The 15,037-nt window shown below is 69.3% G+C and carries 13 protein-coding genes and 4 pseudogenes; 13 read left to right on the top strand and 4 right to left on the bottom strand.

Annotation, left to right across the window (positions count from 1 at the left end):
* Positions 1-72: 72 nt before the first annotated feature.
* Positions 73-369, bottom strand: a complete 297-nt coding sequence (locus ABZX30_RS35715) for a DUF397 domain-containing protein (RefSeq protein WP_355941870.1) — start codon at positions 367-369, stop codon at positions 73-75.
* 284 nt (positions 370-653) lie between these two features.
* On the opposite strand from ABZX30_RS35715, the gene ABZX30_RS35710 reads away from it, so the two are divergent.
* Both ABZX30_RS35710 and ABZX30_RS35705 read left to right on the top strand, forming a co-directional pair.
* A complete protein-coding gene (locus ABZX30_RS35710; protein WP_355941868.1) occupies positions 654-992 on the top strand; it encodes a WXG100 family type VII secretion target in 339 nt (112 codons plus the stop codon).
* A 34-nt stretch (positions 993-1,026) separates the two neighbouring features.
* Positions 1,027-1,329: a WXG100 family type VII secretion target gene (locus tag ABZX30_RS35705; protein ID WP_355941865.1), complete on the top strand. Its 303-nt coding sequence runs from the start codon at positions 1,027-1,029 to the stop codon at positions 1,327-1,329.
* Between the two features lie 32 nt (positions 1,330-1,361).
* On the opposite strand, the pseudogene ABZX30_RS35700 reads toward ABZX30_RS35705, so the two are convergent.
* Positions 1,362-1,703, bottom strand: a pseudogene (locus ABZX30_RS35700) (FtsK/SpoIIIE domain-containing protein); the annotation flags it as partial.
* A 237-nt stretch (positions 1,704-1,940) separates the two neighbouring features.
* Between ABZX30_RS35700 and eccD the strand changes: the two are divergent.
* From eccD to ABZX30_RS35670, 6 genes are all read left to right on the top strand, one after another.
* Positions 1,941-3,410, top strand: coding sequence for a type VII secretion integral membrane protein EccD (gene eccD / locus ABZX30_RS35695; RefSeq protein ID WP_355941862.1), 1,470 nt, complete (start codon positions 1,941-1,943; stop codon positions 3,408-3,410).
* Between the two features lie 198 nt (positions 3,411-3,608).
* A complete protein-coding gene (gene rpsO, locus ABZX30_RS35690; protein ID WP_355941859.1) occupies positions 3,609-3,896 on the top strand; it encodes a 30S ribosomal protein S15 in 288 nt (95 codons plus the stop codon).
* Positions 3,897-4,213: 317 nt separating this feature from the next.
* Positions 4,214-6,442: a polyribonucleotide nucleotidyltransferase gene (locus ABZX30_RS35685; RefSeq protein WP_355941856.1), complete on the top strand. Its 2,229-nt coding sequence runs from the start codon at positions 4,214-4,216 to the stop codon at positions 6,440-6,442.
* Positions 6,439-7,818 (top strand): pitrilysin family protein, encoded by a 1,380-nt coding sequence (locus tag ABZX30_RS35680; RefSeq protein WP_355941853.1) that lies wholly within the window; start codon positions 6,439-6,441, stop codon positions 7,816-7,818. The genes ABZX30_RS35685 and ABZX30_RS35680 overlap by 4 nt, the downstream gene beginning before the upstream one ends.
* A gap of 35 nt (positions 7,819-7,853) precedes the next feature.
* Positions 7,854-8,606 (top strand): 4-hydroxy-tetrahydrodipicolinate reductase, encoded by a 753-nt coding sequence (gene dapB, locus ABZX30_RS35675; RefSeq protein WP_355941851.1) that lies wholly within the window; start codon positions 7,854-7,856, stop codon positions 8,604-8,606.
* 16 nt (positions 8,607-8,622) lie between these two features.
* Positions 8,623-9,075 carry a hypothetical protein gene (locus ABZX30_RS35670; protein WP_355941848.1) on the top strand — a complete coding sequence of 151 codons (453 nt, stop codon included), beginning with the start codon at positions 8,623-8,625 and terminating at the stop codon, positions 9,073-9,075.
* Between the two features lie 74 nt (positions 9,076-9,149).
* Here the strand turns inward: ABZX30_RS35670 and ABZX30_RS35665 are convergent, their stop codons facing one another.
* Positions 9,150-9,704, bottom strand: a complete 555-nt coding sequence (locus tag ABZX30_RS35665) for a hypothetical protein (protein WP_355941846.1) — start codon at positions 9,702-9,704, stop codon at positions 9,150-9,152.
* A 102-nt stretch (positions 9,705-9,806) separates the two neighbouring features.
* Positions 9,807-9,992 carry a hypothetical protein gene (locus ABZX30_RS35660; RefSeq protein WP_355941873.1) on the bottom strand — a complete coding sequence of 62 codons (186 nt, stop codon included), beginning with the start codon at positions 9,990-9,992 and terminating at the stop codon, positions 9,807-9,809.
* A gap of 176 nt (positions 9,993-10,168) precedes the next feature.
* Here ABZX30_RS35660 and ABZX30_RS35655 point away from each other — a divergent pair.
* The 5 genes and pseudogenes from ABZX30_RS35655 to ABZX30_RS35635 form a co-directional block, all read left to right on the top strand.
* Positions 10,169-10,459 (top strand): annotated as a pseudogene (locus ABZX30_RS35655) (FAD-dependent thymidylate synthase); the annotation flags it as partial.
* A pseudogene (locus tag ABZX30_RS35650) lies at positions 10,439-11,365 on the top strand (HNH endonuclease); the annotation flags it as partial. The pseudogenes ABZX30_RS35655 and ABZX30_RS35650, both read left to right, overlap by 21 nt.
* A gap of 3 nt (positions 11,366-11,368) precedes the next feature.
* Positions 11,369-11,818 (top strand): annotated as a pseudogene (gene thyX, locus ABZX30_RS35645) (FAD-dependent thymidylate synthase); the annotation flags it as partial.
* 192 nt (positions 11,819-12,010) lie between these two features.
* Positions 12,011-12,910, top strand: coding sequence for a 4-hydroxy-tetrahydrodipicolinate synthase (gene dapA / locus ABZX30_RS35640; RefSeq protein ID WP_355941843.1), 900 nt, complete (start codon positions 12,011-12,013; stop codon positions 12,908-12,910).
* A 166-nt stretch (positions 12,911-13,076) separates the two neighbouring features.
* A complete protein-coding gene (locus ABZX30_RS35635) occupies positions 13,077-14,762 on the top strand; it encodes a ribonuclease J (RefSeq protein ID WP_355941840.1) in 1,686 nt (561 codons plus the stop codon).
* The last annotated feature ends 275 nt before the right edge of the window (positions 14,763-15,037 follow it).

The raw sequence follows: 15,037 nt of genomic DNA, 5'->3' as shown, positions 1-15,037 counted from the left end.
GTCTACCATGCGTGTCACCGTACACGGATCCGAGGACCCCATCAATCTACGGGTGTCACTGAAGCCGTGCCGCTATTCGCCCGCCGGCCCACTGCCGCTGTCGGGCGCCGGCTCCAGGTCGAACTCCCCGTCACGCGCACCCAGGACGAAGGCGCGCCACTCCGCCTCCGTGTACCGCAGCACGGTCTCCGGGTCGAGCGAGGACCGCATGGCCACGGCCCCGCCGGGAAGGTAGGCGATCTCGACCCGCTCCTCGTGCTCCTCCGTACCGGGTGCGCACAGCCACTCGACGCCCGAGATGTCGAGGGCGTACAGCTCGTCCCGCTCGCGCTCCTTGCGCGCCTTGATCTCCTCAGCCGTCTCGGTCATCCCGCAGCGACCCCTTTTCCCGACGTACGAACTCCGTGCTGGTCACAGTACTGGCCCCCGGAACTCCCCTGCGTCACCTTTGCAGTTGGAAGCGCCACGTCAAGTGACTGGAGTGGCTCCGCGTGCCACACATGCGGTACCGCACGGGGGCGGTGCGACGCTGCGACCGCGCGTCGCGCGAGAGCGCAGCAGGTCTTGCCCGCCAGGAGGGCCCGGACAGCCGTCCGGGTGAACCCGTCGCGGTGGTGAAGGTCACCGCCGCTGCAACAGGAGGGCAAGGACGTATGGCTTCGGGCGTTGACCTCAGCGCGCACGCGCTCACAGGTCTGGCGAACGACATCCGCGACTTCCACCACCAGGTGAGTGAGCGGGTCACCTCGCTCAACCGAGTCGTGGACATGATCCAGGCCGGCTGGAAGGGCGCGGCGGGCAAGGAGTTCGACACCGCCCAGCAGGGCGTGAACAAGAACCTCGAGAAGCTCCAGGACGATCTCGTCGACCTCGAAGAGGCGATGAGGGCGAGCATCGGCGGCTTCACCGACCAGGAGCAGGAGCGCATCTCCGACATCCGGAAGGTGGACAACTCCTACGAGGTCACGAGCCGCATCACCGACCTCGCCTGAGCCCGCCGCCGCACCCACGAGGGAGGCACGTTCCATGAGCTACGACGCCGACCGCACCGCCGTAAACCACGCCACCGTCACGCAGGCCGCCAACGACGTCCGCAACACCGCCAAGAACCTCTCGGAGCAGCTCGAGACCCTCACGCGCAGGGTCAAGGCCGTGGCCGAGACCTGGGAGGGCGAGGCGAAGACGGCCTCCACGCAGATCCAGCGCGACAGCAGCGACCAGATGGCCCAGAAGCTGGTCCGTATCGCCCAGCTCCTCGACGACTCGGTCGTCGGCTACCAGGACACGGACAAGGGCAACGCTGCGCGCTTCCGCATGCTGATGGGCTGACCGGGCCCCACGACGAGGGGAGGCGGCACCCTGATGCGGCCGATCTGGATGAACATGTCGATGAAGTCCGGCTTCGCCGTGAGGAGTTCGCTGAACTCGTCGATCACGAGGACGAGGGACGCCAACGGCTCCAGGGGCGCGCCGGCGGCGCGGGCCTTCTCGTAGTCGTGGATGTTGGCGTAGTTGCCGGCCGAGCGCAGCAGCTCCTGCCGCCGCTGCAACTCGCCCCGGATCGCGTCGCCCATGCGGTCGACCAGCGTCAGATCGTCGGCCAGGTTGGTGATCACAGCCGCGACGTGCGGCATCTGTGACATGCCGGCGAAGGTCGCGCCGCCCTTGAAGTCGGCGAGGACGAAGTTCAGCGTCTCGGAGGAGTCCAATTGCAGTTCATCCACGGGCACTTCGGGCGGCAGGGTGCGCGGTGGGCGCTTGATGACGATCTGGCTCGCCGGAGCATCAATCCCCCTGTACGGACGATCGGTTGATCACCGGCACCCCCGTGGCGACGGTCGTCCTCCGTGTGCAGGCGGTCCTACTTGTCAGCACTGACACCACCTGCCGGTAGGGTGACGCCCGCAGCGTACGCATCCGCGAACAGGCGGTCAGTGAAGGTGAGTACGACCGCGGCGACGGGATTCTGCAGGGTCACGGTGGTCGCGCCCGACAGCCGGATCGATGTGGCGCTGCCGGTGGACATCGCCGTCGCCGACGTCTACCCGGAGATCCTCCGCCTCACCGGCCAGACCCAGCCCGCCGGGACCCCGACCGGCTACCACCTGGTCCGTCGCGACGGCAGCGTCCTCGACGGTGCCCGCACGCTCGCGGACGAACGAGTACTGGACGGCGAGGTGCTCAGCCTGCGTCCCTTCGCCGAGTCGCTGCCGCCCGCGGTCTACGACGACGTCTCGGACGCCGTCGCCTCCGCGGTCGTACGCGACCGGCACCTGTGGAGCGACGACCTGCTGCGCGTGGCGGCCCTCTCCGGCGGCGCGCTGTTGCTGCTGCTGTGCGGTTCCGTGCTCTGGTACTCCGATCCCGTGCGCCACAACACGCACGGGCTGCCCGGCATCATCGCCGGAGGCCTCGGCCTGCTGCTGACCGCTTTCGCGGGCGTACGCGCGCGTGTGTACGCGGACCGGGCCGCGGCCGTCGCCGTGGGCCTGGGCGCGCTGCCCCTGCTGATGATCGCGGGTGCCGGAATCGTCGCACCGCCCCACGGGCAGGGACCGGGCAAGCTGCAGTTCATGCTGGGCTGCGTGACCGTCCTGGTGGTCTCGGTCGCGCTGGTGGCACTCACCCCTGGAGGGGACGCGCCCTTCGTGGCCGCCTCCTTCCTGGCGGCGGTGGGCACTCTGGCCACCTTCGCGGCCATTCTCACCGACGCGTCCGCCACCGCCACCGCCTCGGTGTGCGCCCCCGTCGCGATCGGACTGGTGGCCTTCCTCCCCGGCCTTTCGGCCCGCTTCGCGCGCCTGCCCATCGGTCACGCGTCGCCGCGCTCCGCCACGCACGACGACTTCGACCCCGACCCCGCCCAGGGCCCGGACGCCGACCCGCTCGACGCCGAACACATCGCCGCCCAGGCCCGCCGCGGCCACGAGATGCCGCTCGGCCTGGTGGGCGGCACGTCGGCCGTGGTGGTGGCCGCCACGGCCGTCCTCGGCTTCTCGGACGACGTCTGGGGCCAACTGCTCGCCCTGACCACAGCCCTGGCCATGCTGATCCGTGCCCGGCTCTTCCGGTACACCTCCCAAGTGGCCTGCGTCCTGGTCGCCGGTCTGGCCGCCGTCGCGCTCCTGCTGCTGGGCCTCGCCCTGCACCCGCCGGCCGACGCCGTCGCGGACCTCGTCCTGCACGACGACAGCGGAGCGCTCGACCTGCGTACCGCCTGGCTGACGGCGGCCGTCGCGGCAGGAGCCGCGCTGATCACCGCGATCGGGCTCGTCATTCCGCGAAGGGGGCTCTCACCCTTCTGGGGCCGGTTCCTCGACCTCGCCGAGGGGGCCGTGCTCCTTGCTCTGGCCCCGCTCTGTCTCGCGGTGCTGGGTGTCCTCACCGAGGTGCGGTCCCTGGTGGGGTAGGGCGGCGCAGCGTCGCTCACGGGCACTGGTACGCTGTGTGACGGCCGTTCGTGTACGCACCCCCCGGGCCCCATGCAGGCACCCCCTGCGGGCCCTAGAGGCAGCGCGCAGCGGATCCCCGCCTCCCGAGTTACGGAAGCTCCCCCGAGATGTAGACCGGGGGCACTCGGTGGCATGTACAGACTATGAGGAGTACGCGTGTCGCTCGACGCCGCTACGAAGAAGCAGATCATGTCCGAGTTCGGTACCAAGGAAGGTGACACCGGCTCCCCCGAGGTCCAGGTCGCTCTGCTGTCCCGTCGGATCTCCGACCTGACCGAGCACCTCAAGACCCACAAGCACGACCACCACTCCCGCCGTGGTCTGCTGATCCTGGTCGGTCAGCGCCGCCGGCTGCTGCAGTACCTGGCGAAGAAGGACATCCAGCGTTTCCGTAAGCTGGTCGACCGCCTCGGCATCCGCCGTGGTGCGGCGGGCGCCAAGTAAGACGCTGTGAAGGGAGCGGTTCCCGGAAGGATTCGGGAGCCGCTCCCTTTGCCGTACGTGCGGAAACGTGCGGAGTGTCACTCACGCTTTGTAGTGTGGGAGCACAACGCAATACGGACGACACCCAGCAGGACAAGCAGAGCAGAGGAGAAGCGCGCCTCGCCGCCGCCGGTCCTCGGTAGTGGCCCCCGGGGAAGCGAACCCCGGGTGCTTCGATCGAAGACCGGCCCGCACCAGACGGAGCGCTTCTCCGCCACCGTCCCTCCACCACACGGGTGAGACGGGACGAAAGACGACAAGTAACGGAGAAAACGCTAGTGGAGAACGAGACCCACTACGCCGAGGCCGTCATCGACAACGGCGCCTTCGGCACCCGCACCATCCGCTTCGAGACGGGCCGCCTGGCCAAGCAGGCCGCCGGTTCCGCCGTGGCGTACCTGGACGACGACACCATGGTGCTGTCGGCCACCACCGCCTCCAAGAACCCCAAGGACCAGCTCGACTTCTTCCCCCTCACGGTGGACGTCGAGGAGCGCATGTACGCGGCCGGGAAGATCCCCGGTTCCTTCTTCCGCCGCGAGGGCCGGCCGAGCGAGGACGCGATCCTCACCTGCCGTCTGATCGACCGCCCGCTGCGCCCGTCCTTCAAGAAGGGCCTGCGCAACGAGATCCAGGTCGTCGCCACGATCATGGCGCTCAACCCCGACCACCTGTACGACGTCGTCGCGATCAACGCCGCGTCCGCGTCCACGCAGCTGGCCGGCCTGCCCTTCTCCGGCCCGATCGGCGGCGTCCGCGTCGCGCTGATCCGCGGCCAGTGGGTCGCCTTCCCGACGCACACCGAGCTCGAGGACGCCGTCTTCGACATGGTGGTCGCCGGCCGCGTCCTGGAGGACGGCGACGTCGCGATCATGATGGTCGAGGCGGAGGCCACCGAGAAGACCATCAAGCTGGTCGAGGGCGGCGCCGAGGCGCCCACCGAGGAGGTCGTCGCCGCCGGTCTGGAGGCCGCGAAGCCCTTCATCAAGGTCCTCTGCCGGGCCCAGGCCGACCTCGCGTCGAAGGCCGCCAAGCCGACCGCCGAGTTCCCGATCTTCCTGGACTACCAGGACGACGTCCTGGAGGCCCTGACGGCCGCCGTCCGCCCCGAGCTCGCGCAGGCGCTCACCATCGCCGGCAAGCAGGAGCGCGAGGCGGAGCTGGACCGCGTCAAGCAGCTCGCCGCCGAGAAGCTCCTGCCGGAGTTCGAGGGCCGCGAGAAGGAGATCTCCGCCGCGTACCGCTCGCTCACCAAGCAGCTGGTCCGCGAGCGTGTGATCAAGGAGAAGAAGCGCATCGACGGCCGCGGTGTCACCGACATCCGCACCCTGGCCGCCGAGGTCGAGGCCATCCCGCGCGTGCACGGCTCCGCGGTGTTCGAGCGTGGCGAGACCCAGATCCTGGGCGTCACCACCCTGAACATGCTCCGCATGGAGCAGCAGCTGGACACGCTCTCCCCGGTGACGCGCAAGCGCTACATGCACAACTACAACTTCCCGCCGTACTCCACCGGCGAGACCGGCCGCGTCGGCTCTCCCAAGCGCCGCGAGATCGGCCACGGTGCCCTCGCCGAGCGCGCGCTCGTGCCGGTGCTGCCCGCGCGCGAGGAGTTCCCGTACGCGATCCGTCAGGTCTCCGAGGCGCTGAGCTCCAACGGCTCGACGTCCATGGGCTCGGTCTGCGCCTCCACCATGTCGCTGCTGAACGCCGGTGTGCCGCTGAAGGCCCCGGTCGCCGGTATCGCCATGGGCCTGATCTCGCAGGACATCGAGGGTGAGACGCACTACGTCACCCTCACCGACATCCTCGGTGCGGAGGACGCCTTCGGCGACATGGACTTCAAGGTCGCCGGCACGAAGGAGTTCGTGACCGCCCTCCAGCTCGACACCAAGCTGGACGGCATCCCGGCCTCCGTCCTCGCCGCGGCCCTCAAGCAGGCCCGTGACGCGCGTCTCCACATCCTCGACGTGATGATGGAGGCCATCGACCGGCCCGACGAGATGTCCCCGAACGCTCCGCGGATCATCACCGTCAAGATCCCGGTCGACAAGATCGGTGAGGTCATCGGCCCCAAGGGCAAGATGATCAACCAGATCCAGGAGGACACCGGCGCCGAGATCACCATCGAGGACGACGGCACGATCTACATCGGTGCCGCCGACGGCCCGTCCGCCGAGGCCGCCCGCGCCACGATCAACGGCATCGCCAACCCGACGATGCCCGAGGTCGGCGAGCGCTACCTCGGTACGGTCGTGAAGACGACCACCTTCGGTGCGTTCGTCTCCCTGCTCCCCGGCAAGGACGGTCTGCTGCACATCTCGCAGATCCGCAAGCTCGCCGGCGGCAAGCGCGTGGAGAACGTCGAGGACGTCCTCGGCGTGGGCCAGAAGGTCCAGGTCGAGATCGCCGAGATCGACTCCCGCGGCAAGCTCTCCCTCGTTCCGGTGATCGAGGGCGAGGAGTCCGACAGCGGTTCCGAGACGCAGAAGGACGACGCCGAGCAGTGACGTCCCGTAGCTCCAAGGCGACGGCCCGCACCTCTTCGGAGGCGCGGGCCGTCGCCCGTACCCAAACGCTCATCAAGGGCACCAACGGCATCGGCACGGTCCGCAAGACCACCCTCCCCGGCGGCCTGCGCATCGTCACCGAGACCCTGCCCTCCGTGCGCTCCGCGACCTTCGGCATCTGGGCACACGTCGGCTCCCGCGACGAGACGCCGTCCCTGAACGGCGCCACGCACTACCTGGAGCACCTGCTCTTCAAGGGCACGCAGCGCCGTTCCGCCCTGGACATCTCCGCCGCCATCGACGCCGTCGGCGGCGAGATGAACGCGTTCACGGCGAAGGAGTACACGTGCTACTACGCGCGCGTGCTCGACACCGACCTGCCGCTCGCCATAGACGTGGTCTGCGACATGCTGACCGGCTCCCTCATCCTCGAGGAGGACGTCAACGTCGAGCGCGGCGCGATCCTCGAAGAGATCGCCATGACCGAGGACGACCCGGGCGACTGCGTGCACGACCTGTTCGCGCACACGATGTTCGGCGAGAACCCGCTCGGCCGTCCGGTCCTCGGCACGGTCGACACCGTCAACGCCCTCACCGCCGACCGTATCCGCCGCTTCTACAAGAAGCACTACGACCCCACCCACCTGGTGGTGGCGTGCGCCGGCAACGTCGACCACAACAAGGTCGTACGACAGGTCCGCGCCGCCTTCGAGAAGGCGGGCGCCTTCAGGAGCGAGGACTCGGTCCCGGTCGCCCCACGCCAGGGCCGGCGCGGCATCCGCACCGCCGGCCGCGTCGAGCTGCTGGCCCGCAAGACCGAACAGGCGCACGTCGTCCTCGGCATGCCCGGCCTGGCCCGCACGGACGACCGCCGCTGGGCCATGGGCGTGCTCAACACGGCTCTGGGCGGCGGCATGTCGTCCCGCCTGTTCCAGGAGGTCCGGGAGAAGCGCGGCCTGGCCTACAGCGTGTACTCGTACACCTCGGGCTTCGCCGACTGCGGCCTGTTCGGCGTGTACGCGGGCTGCCGCCCGAGCCAGGTGCACGACGTGCTGAAGATCTGCCGCGACGAGCTCGACCACGTGGCCGAGCACGGCCTGTCCGACGACGAGATCGGCCGCGCCATCGGCCAGCTCCAGGGCTCCACGGTCCTGGGCCTGGAGGACACCGGCGCGCTGATGAACCGTATCGGCAAGAGCGAGCTGTGCTGGGGCGAGCAGATGTCCGTGGACGACATGCTCACCCGCATAGCGGCCGTGACGCCGGACGAGGTGCGCGCGGTGGCGCGCGACATCCTGGGACAGCGCCCGTCGCTGTCGGTCATCGGCCCGCTCAAGGACAAGCAGGCCGCACGGCTGCACGACGCCGTGGTCTGATCCCCTGCCATCCCCTCGCTAAGGAAGCAACAGACATGAGCAAGCTGCGCGTGGCGGTCCTCGGGGCCAAGGGACGCATCGGTGCCGAGGCGGTACGGGCCGTCGAGGCCGCCGAGGACATGGAGCTGGTCGCCGCCCTGAGCCGGGGCGACAAGCTGGAGACCCTGGCGGAGACCGGTGCCCAGGTCGCGGTGGAGCTGACCACCCCCGCCTCGGTCATGGGCAACCTCGACTTCTGCGTGCGCCACGGCATCCACGCGGTCGTCGGGACGACGGGCTGGACCGACGACCGTCTCGCGCAGCTGAAGGGCTGGCTGGCGCAGTCCCCTCGGACCGGTGTGCTCATCGCGCCGAACTTCTCCATCGGCGCCGTACTGACCATGAGGTTCGCGCAGCTCGCCGCGCCGTACTTCGAGTCCGTGGAGGTGGTCGAACTGCACCACCCGAACAAGGTGGACGCCCCCAGCGGCACCGCCACGCGCACCGCCCAGCTCATCGCCGAGGCCCGGCGGCAGGCGGGCACCGCCCCGGCCCCGGACGCCACGGTCACCGCCCTGGACGGTGCGCGGGGCGCCAGCGTCGACGGTGTCCCCGTGCACGCCGTCCGGCTGCGCGGCCTGCTGGCCCACCAGGAGGTGCTGCTGGGCGGCGAGGGCGAGACCCTCACCATCCGCCACGACTCCCTCCACCACAGCAGCTTCATGCCGGGCATCCTGCTCGGCGCGCGCCGCGTCGTGACCACTCCGGGCCTGACCTTCGGCCTGGAGCACTTCCTGGACTTGGGCTGAACCGAGGCGTCACGACATGCGCGCGAAGATCTCCTACGCCGTCACGGCCGCCGTCCTGGTCTTCTACTTCGTCCTGGTCGGCAGCCGCGGTGTCATGCTCATCCAGTCCGGCACGGTCCTCACCGTCACCTTCGGGATCGCGGTCCTGATCCTGCCGGTGATCGGCCTGTGGTTCCTGTGGCAGAACACCCGGTTCGTCCGCAGGGCCAACCAGCTCGCCGCGGAACTCGACGCCGAGGGCGGCCTGCCCGTGGACGAGCTCAGACGCACCCCCGGCGGCCGCATCGACCGTGACTCGGCCGACGAGGTCTTCGCCAAGCGCAAGGCCGAGACGGAGGCGTCCCCCGACGACTGGCGCAGCTGGTTCCGCCTCGCCGTCGCCTACCACGACGCCCGCGACACCCCGCGCGCCCGCAAGGCGATGCAACGCGCGATCGCCCTGCACGACGGCAGACCCGTCCGGGCCTGAGCCCCTCGGTCACCCGCAAGGGCCGGTCCGCACCGCCGCGGACCGGCCCTTGCGCATCGTGCCGAGGCAGCCGGTCAGCCCCGCCGGTTCTCCGCCGCCCACGCCTCCACCGCGTCGGCCGCCCGGTCGAAGGCGGCGGCCCGGCCCACGAAGTCCATGGTGTGCGTGGTCAGCAGCGGCGGCAGGTCCTGCGCGCCACGGTCCCGGCGTACCAGGATCAGCGCCTGCCCCTGCACCGTGCGGGGCAGCCCCAGCCAGCGCACCGGCTGCTGAAGCATGCGCACCGCGACGACCCGCTCCCAGGTGGTGGTCCGGGTCAGGAAGAAGCCTGTCTGGCGCACTCCCCGCCCGCTCACCCACACGCCCATGCGCAGCAGCCGCAGCGAGCCGGCGATGATCACCAGCGCGGCGGCGAAAACCACCCCGGCCGAGGACGGCGAGCCGGTCAGCGAGATGAGAACCGCGGCGAACAGCACGAACGAGGCGAGCATCAGGCACAGCGCCGCCACGGCCACGCGCCACGGGCCCGGCCGGTAGGGCCGGCGCCAGCGGTCGCGGTCGTCGTGGGGCAGCGCACTGTCGGGTGCCGCCTCGTAGGTGCGGTCGGCCGCCAGGAAGGGCAGGGGCACGGCTGGTCCTCACTCGATCCATGCGTGGGCTGTGCCGGTGAGGCTATCCGCCTGTGTTCCCGCTCACCACCGGAGGGGGTCCGACAGAGGCGATGACCCTGTTCAGTGCCCCTGCGAGGCCTGCGATTGCTGGGTCTGCGCGGCGGTCGGGGCCGACAGCGCCGGCATGCCGATGACCAGGGAGCCCACCAGCCCGGCGACGATGGTCAGCCCGAGCAGCCAGCGCCCGGCCACCTGGCCGGCGGAAGCCCGCTCACGGGGCGGGGGAGTGACATTGCTCCGGAACATGTCGGCTTCGGCGAGGAAGGCGAAGGGTACGGGTTCCCCCTCAAGGTGCCCGCTTGCCCAGTATTCGCAGAACTTCACCGAAGATGTCGCCTCCGGGCACCGAACGCCCCGATGTCAGAGCCGGGCCGTAGAGTGGGCGCCGCCCGAGAGAAGTAATGGGAAGGACCCTCCGAGCCGTGACCGACACCCCCGCCGACGGCCTCAAGCCGAGTTTCCGCAGCGACGTGACCGTCGAGCTGGTCAAGCACAGCGCGTCCGACGCCGACGTGCTGTTCGCCGCCCGCGTCTCCACGGCCGGCGAGCAGTCCCTCGACGAGCTGAAGAAGGACCCTGAGCGTTCGAAGGGCCTGATCAACTTCCTCATGAGGGACCGGCACGGCAGCCCCTTCGAGCACAATTCGATGACGTTCTTCATCAGCGCCCCGATCTTCGTCTTCCGCGAGTTCATGCGGCACCGGGCGGGCTGGTGCGTCGCGGGGGACACCGAGATCACGCTGGTGAGCGAAGCGGGGAATCTCCGCCGCCGGTCGATCGCGGAGCTCTACAAGCTGTGGCACCTCGGTGTCGAGGACCGGTTGCCGCACTCCGCCGGAGGCGTGACCTGGCACGGCCGGGCACAGAAGTGGACGGCACAGGTCCGTCGTGGCGGGACCGACCATTACCTCGGGCTGTACGACACCCGTGAAGCGGCCGACTCCGCCGTGGCGGAATTCCGTGAGCTGCATCCGTCCACCCGGCTGCGCAAGCTCGAATCGGTCCGCCGCAACCACGTCCGGTGCTACGACGAGGAGACGCTGACAGCCCAGAGGGCGCAGATCCTCGATGTCATCCAGTCGGGCGTCAAACCACTGATCAAGATCACTACCGTCGGCGGCAAGGTCCTGCGCTCCACCGTCGATCACGCGGTGCTCACTCCGGAGGGGTGGCGCAAGGCGGGCGAGCTCGCGGTGGGGGACGCCGTCCTGGCCGCCGGAACGGCTCCTCACCCCTCGGAGCGACTGGTTCCTCCGAGCCTCCGCCGCGGCGTTGGGGTCTGGACCTCGATGCAGCGTGAACGCCTGATCGGGGAGACCGACGTCTGCCACCTCTGCGGGAAGTCCTTCCCGCGCGAGGAACTCGCACTCGATCACGTCGTTCCTGTCGCCGAGGACCTCACCCGGGCGCTCGACGAGCGGAACCTGGCGCCCGCCTGTGCGCCCTGCCATGCGGTGAAGAGCGCCGAGGAGCAGAAGCCGGCCCGTCAGGGCGGAAAGATCGCCGTGGCTGTTCCGGATCCGATCGTGTCCGTCGAGGACGACGGCGAGGAGATGACGTACGACCTCACCGTCGAGGGACCCTGGCACAATTTCCTCGCCAACGGGATCGTCGTCCACAACTCCTACAACGAGGAGTCAGGCCGCTACCGGGAGCTGCAGCCCGTCTTCTACGTACCCGGAGAGGACCGCAAACTCGTCCAGCAGGGACGTCCGGGCAAGTACGAGTTCGTGCCGGGCACCACTGCGCAGCAGGAGATCGTCGAACGCTCGATGCAGACGTCCTACATCCAGGCCTACGAGCACTACCAGGAGATGCTCGCCGCCGGTGTCGCCCGCGAGGTGGCCCGGTCGGTGCTGCCGGTCGGCCTGTTCTCCTCCATGTACGCGACCTGCAACGCCCGCTCCCTGATGCACTTCCTCGGTCTGCGCACCCAGCACGAACTGGCCAAGGTGCCGTCGTTCCCGCAGCGGGAGATCGAGATGGTCGGCGAGAAGATGGAGGCGGAGTGGGCCAAGCTCATGCCGCTCACGCACGCCGCCTTCAACGCCAACGGCCGCGTCGCGCCGTAGCGCGGCACACATGTACGGTCAGCCTCCCGAAGTGTCCGTATTGCGGCATTTGGAGAAGTTCATCTAGCCTGATCAAACGGACCCGGCACTGCTTGAACCCCCGAGCAGGCAGTGCCGGGTTCCGCATATGTCCCCACTTGCCCGGCACCCCACGGGCAGACCGCGCATGACGCAGCGAGTAGCGTGTTACCCATGGCTCCGACCTCGACTCCGCAGACCCCCTTCGGGCGGGTCCTCACCGCCATGGTCACGCCCTTCACGGCGGACGGCGCACTTGACCTCGACGGCGCGCAGCGGCTCGCCACGCACCTGGTGGACGCAGGCAACGACGGCCTGATCATCAACGGCACCACCGGCGAGTCGCCCACCACCAGCGACGCGGAGAAATCGGACCTCGTACGAGCCGTGCTGGAGGCGGTCGGCGACCGCGCCCACGTCGTCGCCGGAGTCGGCACCAACGACACCCACCACAGCATCGAGCTGGCCCGCGCCGCCGAGCAGGTGGGCGCACACGGCCTGCTGGTCGTCACCCCGTACTACAACAAGCCCCCCCAGGAGGGCCTGTACCGGCACTTCACGGCCGTCGCCGACGCCGCCGAGCTCCCGGTCATGCTCTACGACATCCCCGGCCGCAGCGGCGTCCCGATCAACACCGAGACACTCGTCCGCCTCGCCGAGCACCCCAGAATCGTCGCCAACAAGGACGCCAAGGGCGACCTGGGCCGCGCTAGCTGGGCCATCGCCCAGTCGGGCCTCGCCTGGTACTCCGGCGACGACATGCTCAACCTGCCCCTGCTCTCGGTGGGCGCGGTCGGCTTCGTCTCGGTCGTCGGCCACGTGGTCACCCCCGACCTGAGAGCTCTGGTGGAGGCCTTCGTCTCCGGCGAGGTCCAGAAGGCGACCGAGATCCACCAGAAGCTGCTCCCGGTCTACACCGGCATGTTCCGCACCCAGGGCGTCATGACCGCCAAGGCCGCGCTCACGCTCCAGGGCCTGCCCGGCGGGCCCCTGCGCCCGCCCATGGTCGAGCTCACGCCCGAGGAGATTGCCCAGCTCAAGATCGATCTTGCTGCCGGCGGGGTACAGCTCTGACATCAGACTTCGCGCGGGACTGCCGCGCGCCAAGGCTCCACAACTGAAAACCAACCGAATGAGCGGGCCACCGGTGCCCGCACCCCACAACGACAACTGCTTCTGCACGAACGTCACGCGCGCCACGTGCCCACCGGTACGTGGCGCGTGTGGTGAGGAGAGTCTTTTGAGTCATCCGCATCCTGAACTGGGCCGGCCCCCGACGCTCCCCGAAGGCGGACTGCGGGTCACCCCGCTCGGTGGCCTCGGCGAGATCGGCCGCAACATGACGGTCTTCGAGTACGGCGGCCGTCTGCTGATCGTCGACTGCGGTGTGCTCTTCCCCGAGGAGGAGCAGCCCGGAATCGACCTGATCCTGCCGGACTTCTCGTCCATCAGGGACCGCCTCGACGACATCGAGGGCATCGTCCTCACCCACGGCCACGAGGACCACATCGGCGGCGTCCCCTTCCTCCTCCGCGAGAAGCCGGACATCCCGCTGATCGGCTCCAAGCTGACCCTCGCCCTCATCGAGGCGAAGCTCCAGGAGCACCGCATCCGCCCGTACACCCTCGAGGTCGCCGAGGGGAACCGGGAGCGCATCGGCCCCTTCGACTGCGAGTTCGTCGCGGTCAACCACTCCATCCCGGACGCCCTGGCCGTGGCCATCCGCACGCCGGCCGGCATGGTGGTCCACACGGGCGACTTCAAGATGGACCAGCTCCCGCTGGACAACCGCCTGACCGATCTGCACGCGTTCGCGAGGCTGAGCCAGGAGGGCATCGACCTCCTGCTCTCGGACTCCACCAACGCCGAGGTCCCCGGTTTCACCCCGCACGAGCGCGACATCTCCAACGTGCTGCGCCAGGTCTTCGCGAGCGCCCGCAAGCGGATCATCGTGGCGAGCTTCGCCAGCCACGTCCACCGCATCCAGCAGATCCTGGACGCGGCGCACGAGTACGGCCGGCGGGTCGCCTTCGTCGGCCGCTCGATGGTCCGCAACATGGGCATCGCCCGTGACCTGGGCTACCTGAAGGTCCCGCCGGGCCTGGTGGTCGACGTCAAGACGCTCGACGACCTCCCGGACCACGAGGTGGTCCTGGTCTGCACGGGTTCCCAGGGCGAGCCCATGGCCGCGCTCTCGCGCATGGCCAACCGCGACCACCAGATCAGGATCGTCGAGGGCGACACCGTCATCCTGGCGTCGTCACTGATCCCCGGGAACGAGAACGCGGTGTACCGCGTGATCAACGGCCTGACCCGCTGGGGCGCGAACGTCGTCCACAAGGGCAATGCCAAGGTGCATGTCTCCGGGCACGCGTCCGCGGGCGAGCTGCTGTACTTCTACAACATCTGCCGTCCGAAGAACCTGATGCCGGTGCACGGCGAATGGCGCCACCTGAGGGCCAACGCCGAGCTGGGCGCCCTGACCGGCGTCCCGCACGACCGGATCGTGATCGCCGAGGACGGCGTGGTCGTCGACCTCGTCGAGGGCAAGGCGAAGATCTCCGGCAAGGTCCAGGCCGGTTATGTGTACGTCGACGGGCTCTCCGTGGGCGACGTCGGCGAGCCGGCCCTCAAGGACCGGAAGATCCTCGGCGACGAGGGCATCATCTCGGTCTTCGTGGTCATGGACTCGTCCACCGGCAAGATCACCGGCGGCCCGCACGTCCAGGCCCGCGGTTCCGGCATCGAGGACTCGGCCTTCGCGGACGTCATCCCGAGGATCACGGAAGCACTGGAGCGGTCAGCCCAGGACGGGGTCGTGGAGCCCCACCAGCTCCAGCAGCTTGTCCGCCGCACCCTCGGCAAGTGGGTCTCGGACACGTATCGGCGCAGGCCGATGATCCTCCCTGTCGTGGTGGAGGTCTGACCCGCGTACGACCTCTCGTCCGCGTGCACCTGGGGCGGGGCACCTCGATTTGCATCGGGGCGCCCCGCTCCAGTACGTTTACGGCTCCGCCCGACTGGGAACGCAAGTCCTTCATGCGCTGGACACGGCCTCCCGGAGCCGGGTGGACAAACCGACTCAGAACTTCTGATAAAGTCGGAGCCGCCGGAAAGGGAAACGCGAGAGCGGAAACCTGGAAAGCACCGAGGAAATCGGGTCGAGAAAAGATCTGATAGAGTCGGAAACGCAAGACCGAA

Origin of the sequence: Streptomyces sp. NPDC004542, assembly GCF_040610035.1 — a bacterium.
Taxonomy (GTDB): Bacteria; Actinomycetota; Actinomycetes; order Streptomycetales; family Streptomycetaceae; genus Streptomyces.
Note: the sequence above shows the minus strand (reverse complement) of the source record. Positions and strands in the feature narration are given on the sequence as shown.

Excerpts from the sequence above, each read along its gene's own strand:
- ABZX30_RS35715 (WP_355941870.1), bottom strand. The coding sequence starts at position 369 with ATGACCGAGACGGCTGAGGAGATCAAGGCGCGCAAGGAGCGCGAGCGG.
- ABZX30_RS35710 (WP_355941868.1), top strand. The coding sequence starts at position 654 with ATGGCTTCGGGCGTTGACCTCAGCGCGCACGCGCTCACAGGTCTGGCG.
- ABZX30_RS35705 (WP_355941865.1), top strand. The coding sequence starts at position 1,027 with ATGAGCTACGACGCCGACCGCACCGCCGTAAACCACGCCACCGTCACG.
- dapB (WP_355941851.1), top strand. The coding sequence starts at position 7,854 with ATGAGCAAGCTGCGCGTGGCGGTCCTCGGGGCCAAGGGACGCATCGGT.
- ABZX30_RS35670 (WP_355941848.1), top strand. The coding sequence starts at position 8,623 with ATGCGCGCGAAGATCTCCTACGCCGTCACGGCCGCCGTCCTGGTCTTC.
- ABZX30_RS35660 (WP_355941873.1), bottom strand. The coding sequence starts at position 9,992 with ATGTTCCGGAGCAATGTCACTCCCCCGCCCCGTGAGCGGGCTTCCGCC.
- dapA (WP_355941843.1), top strand. The coding sequence starts at position 12,011 with ATGGCTCCGACCTCGACTCCGCAGACCCCCTTCGGGCGGGTCCTCACC.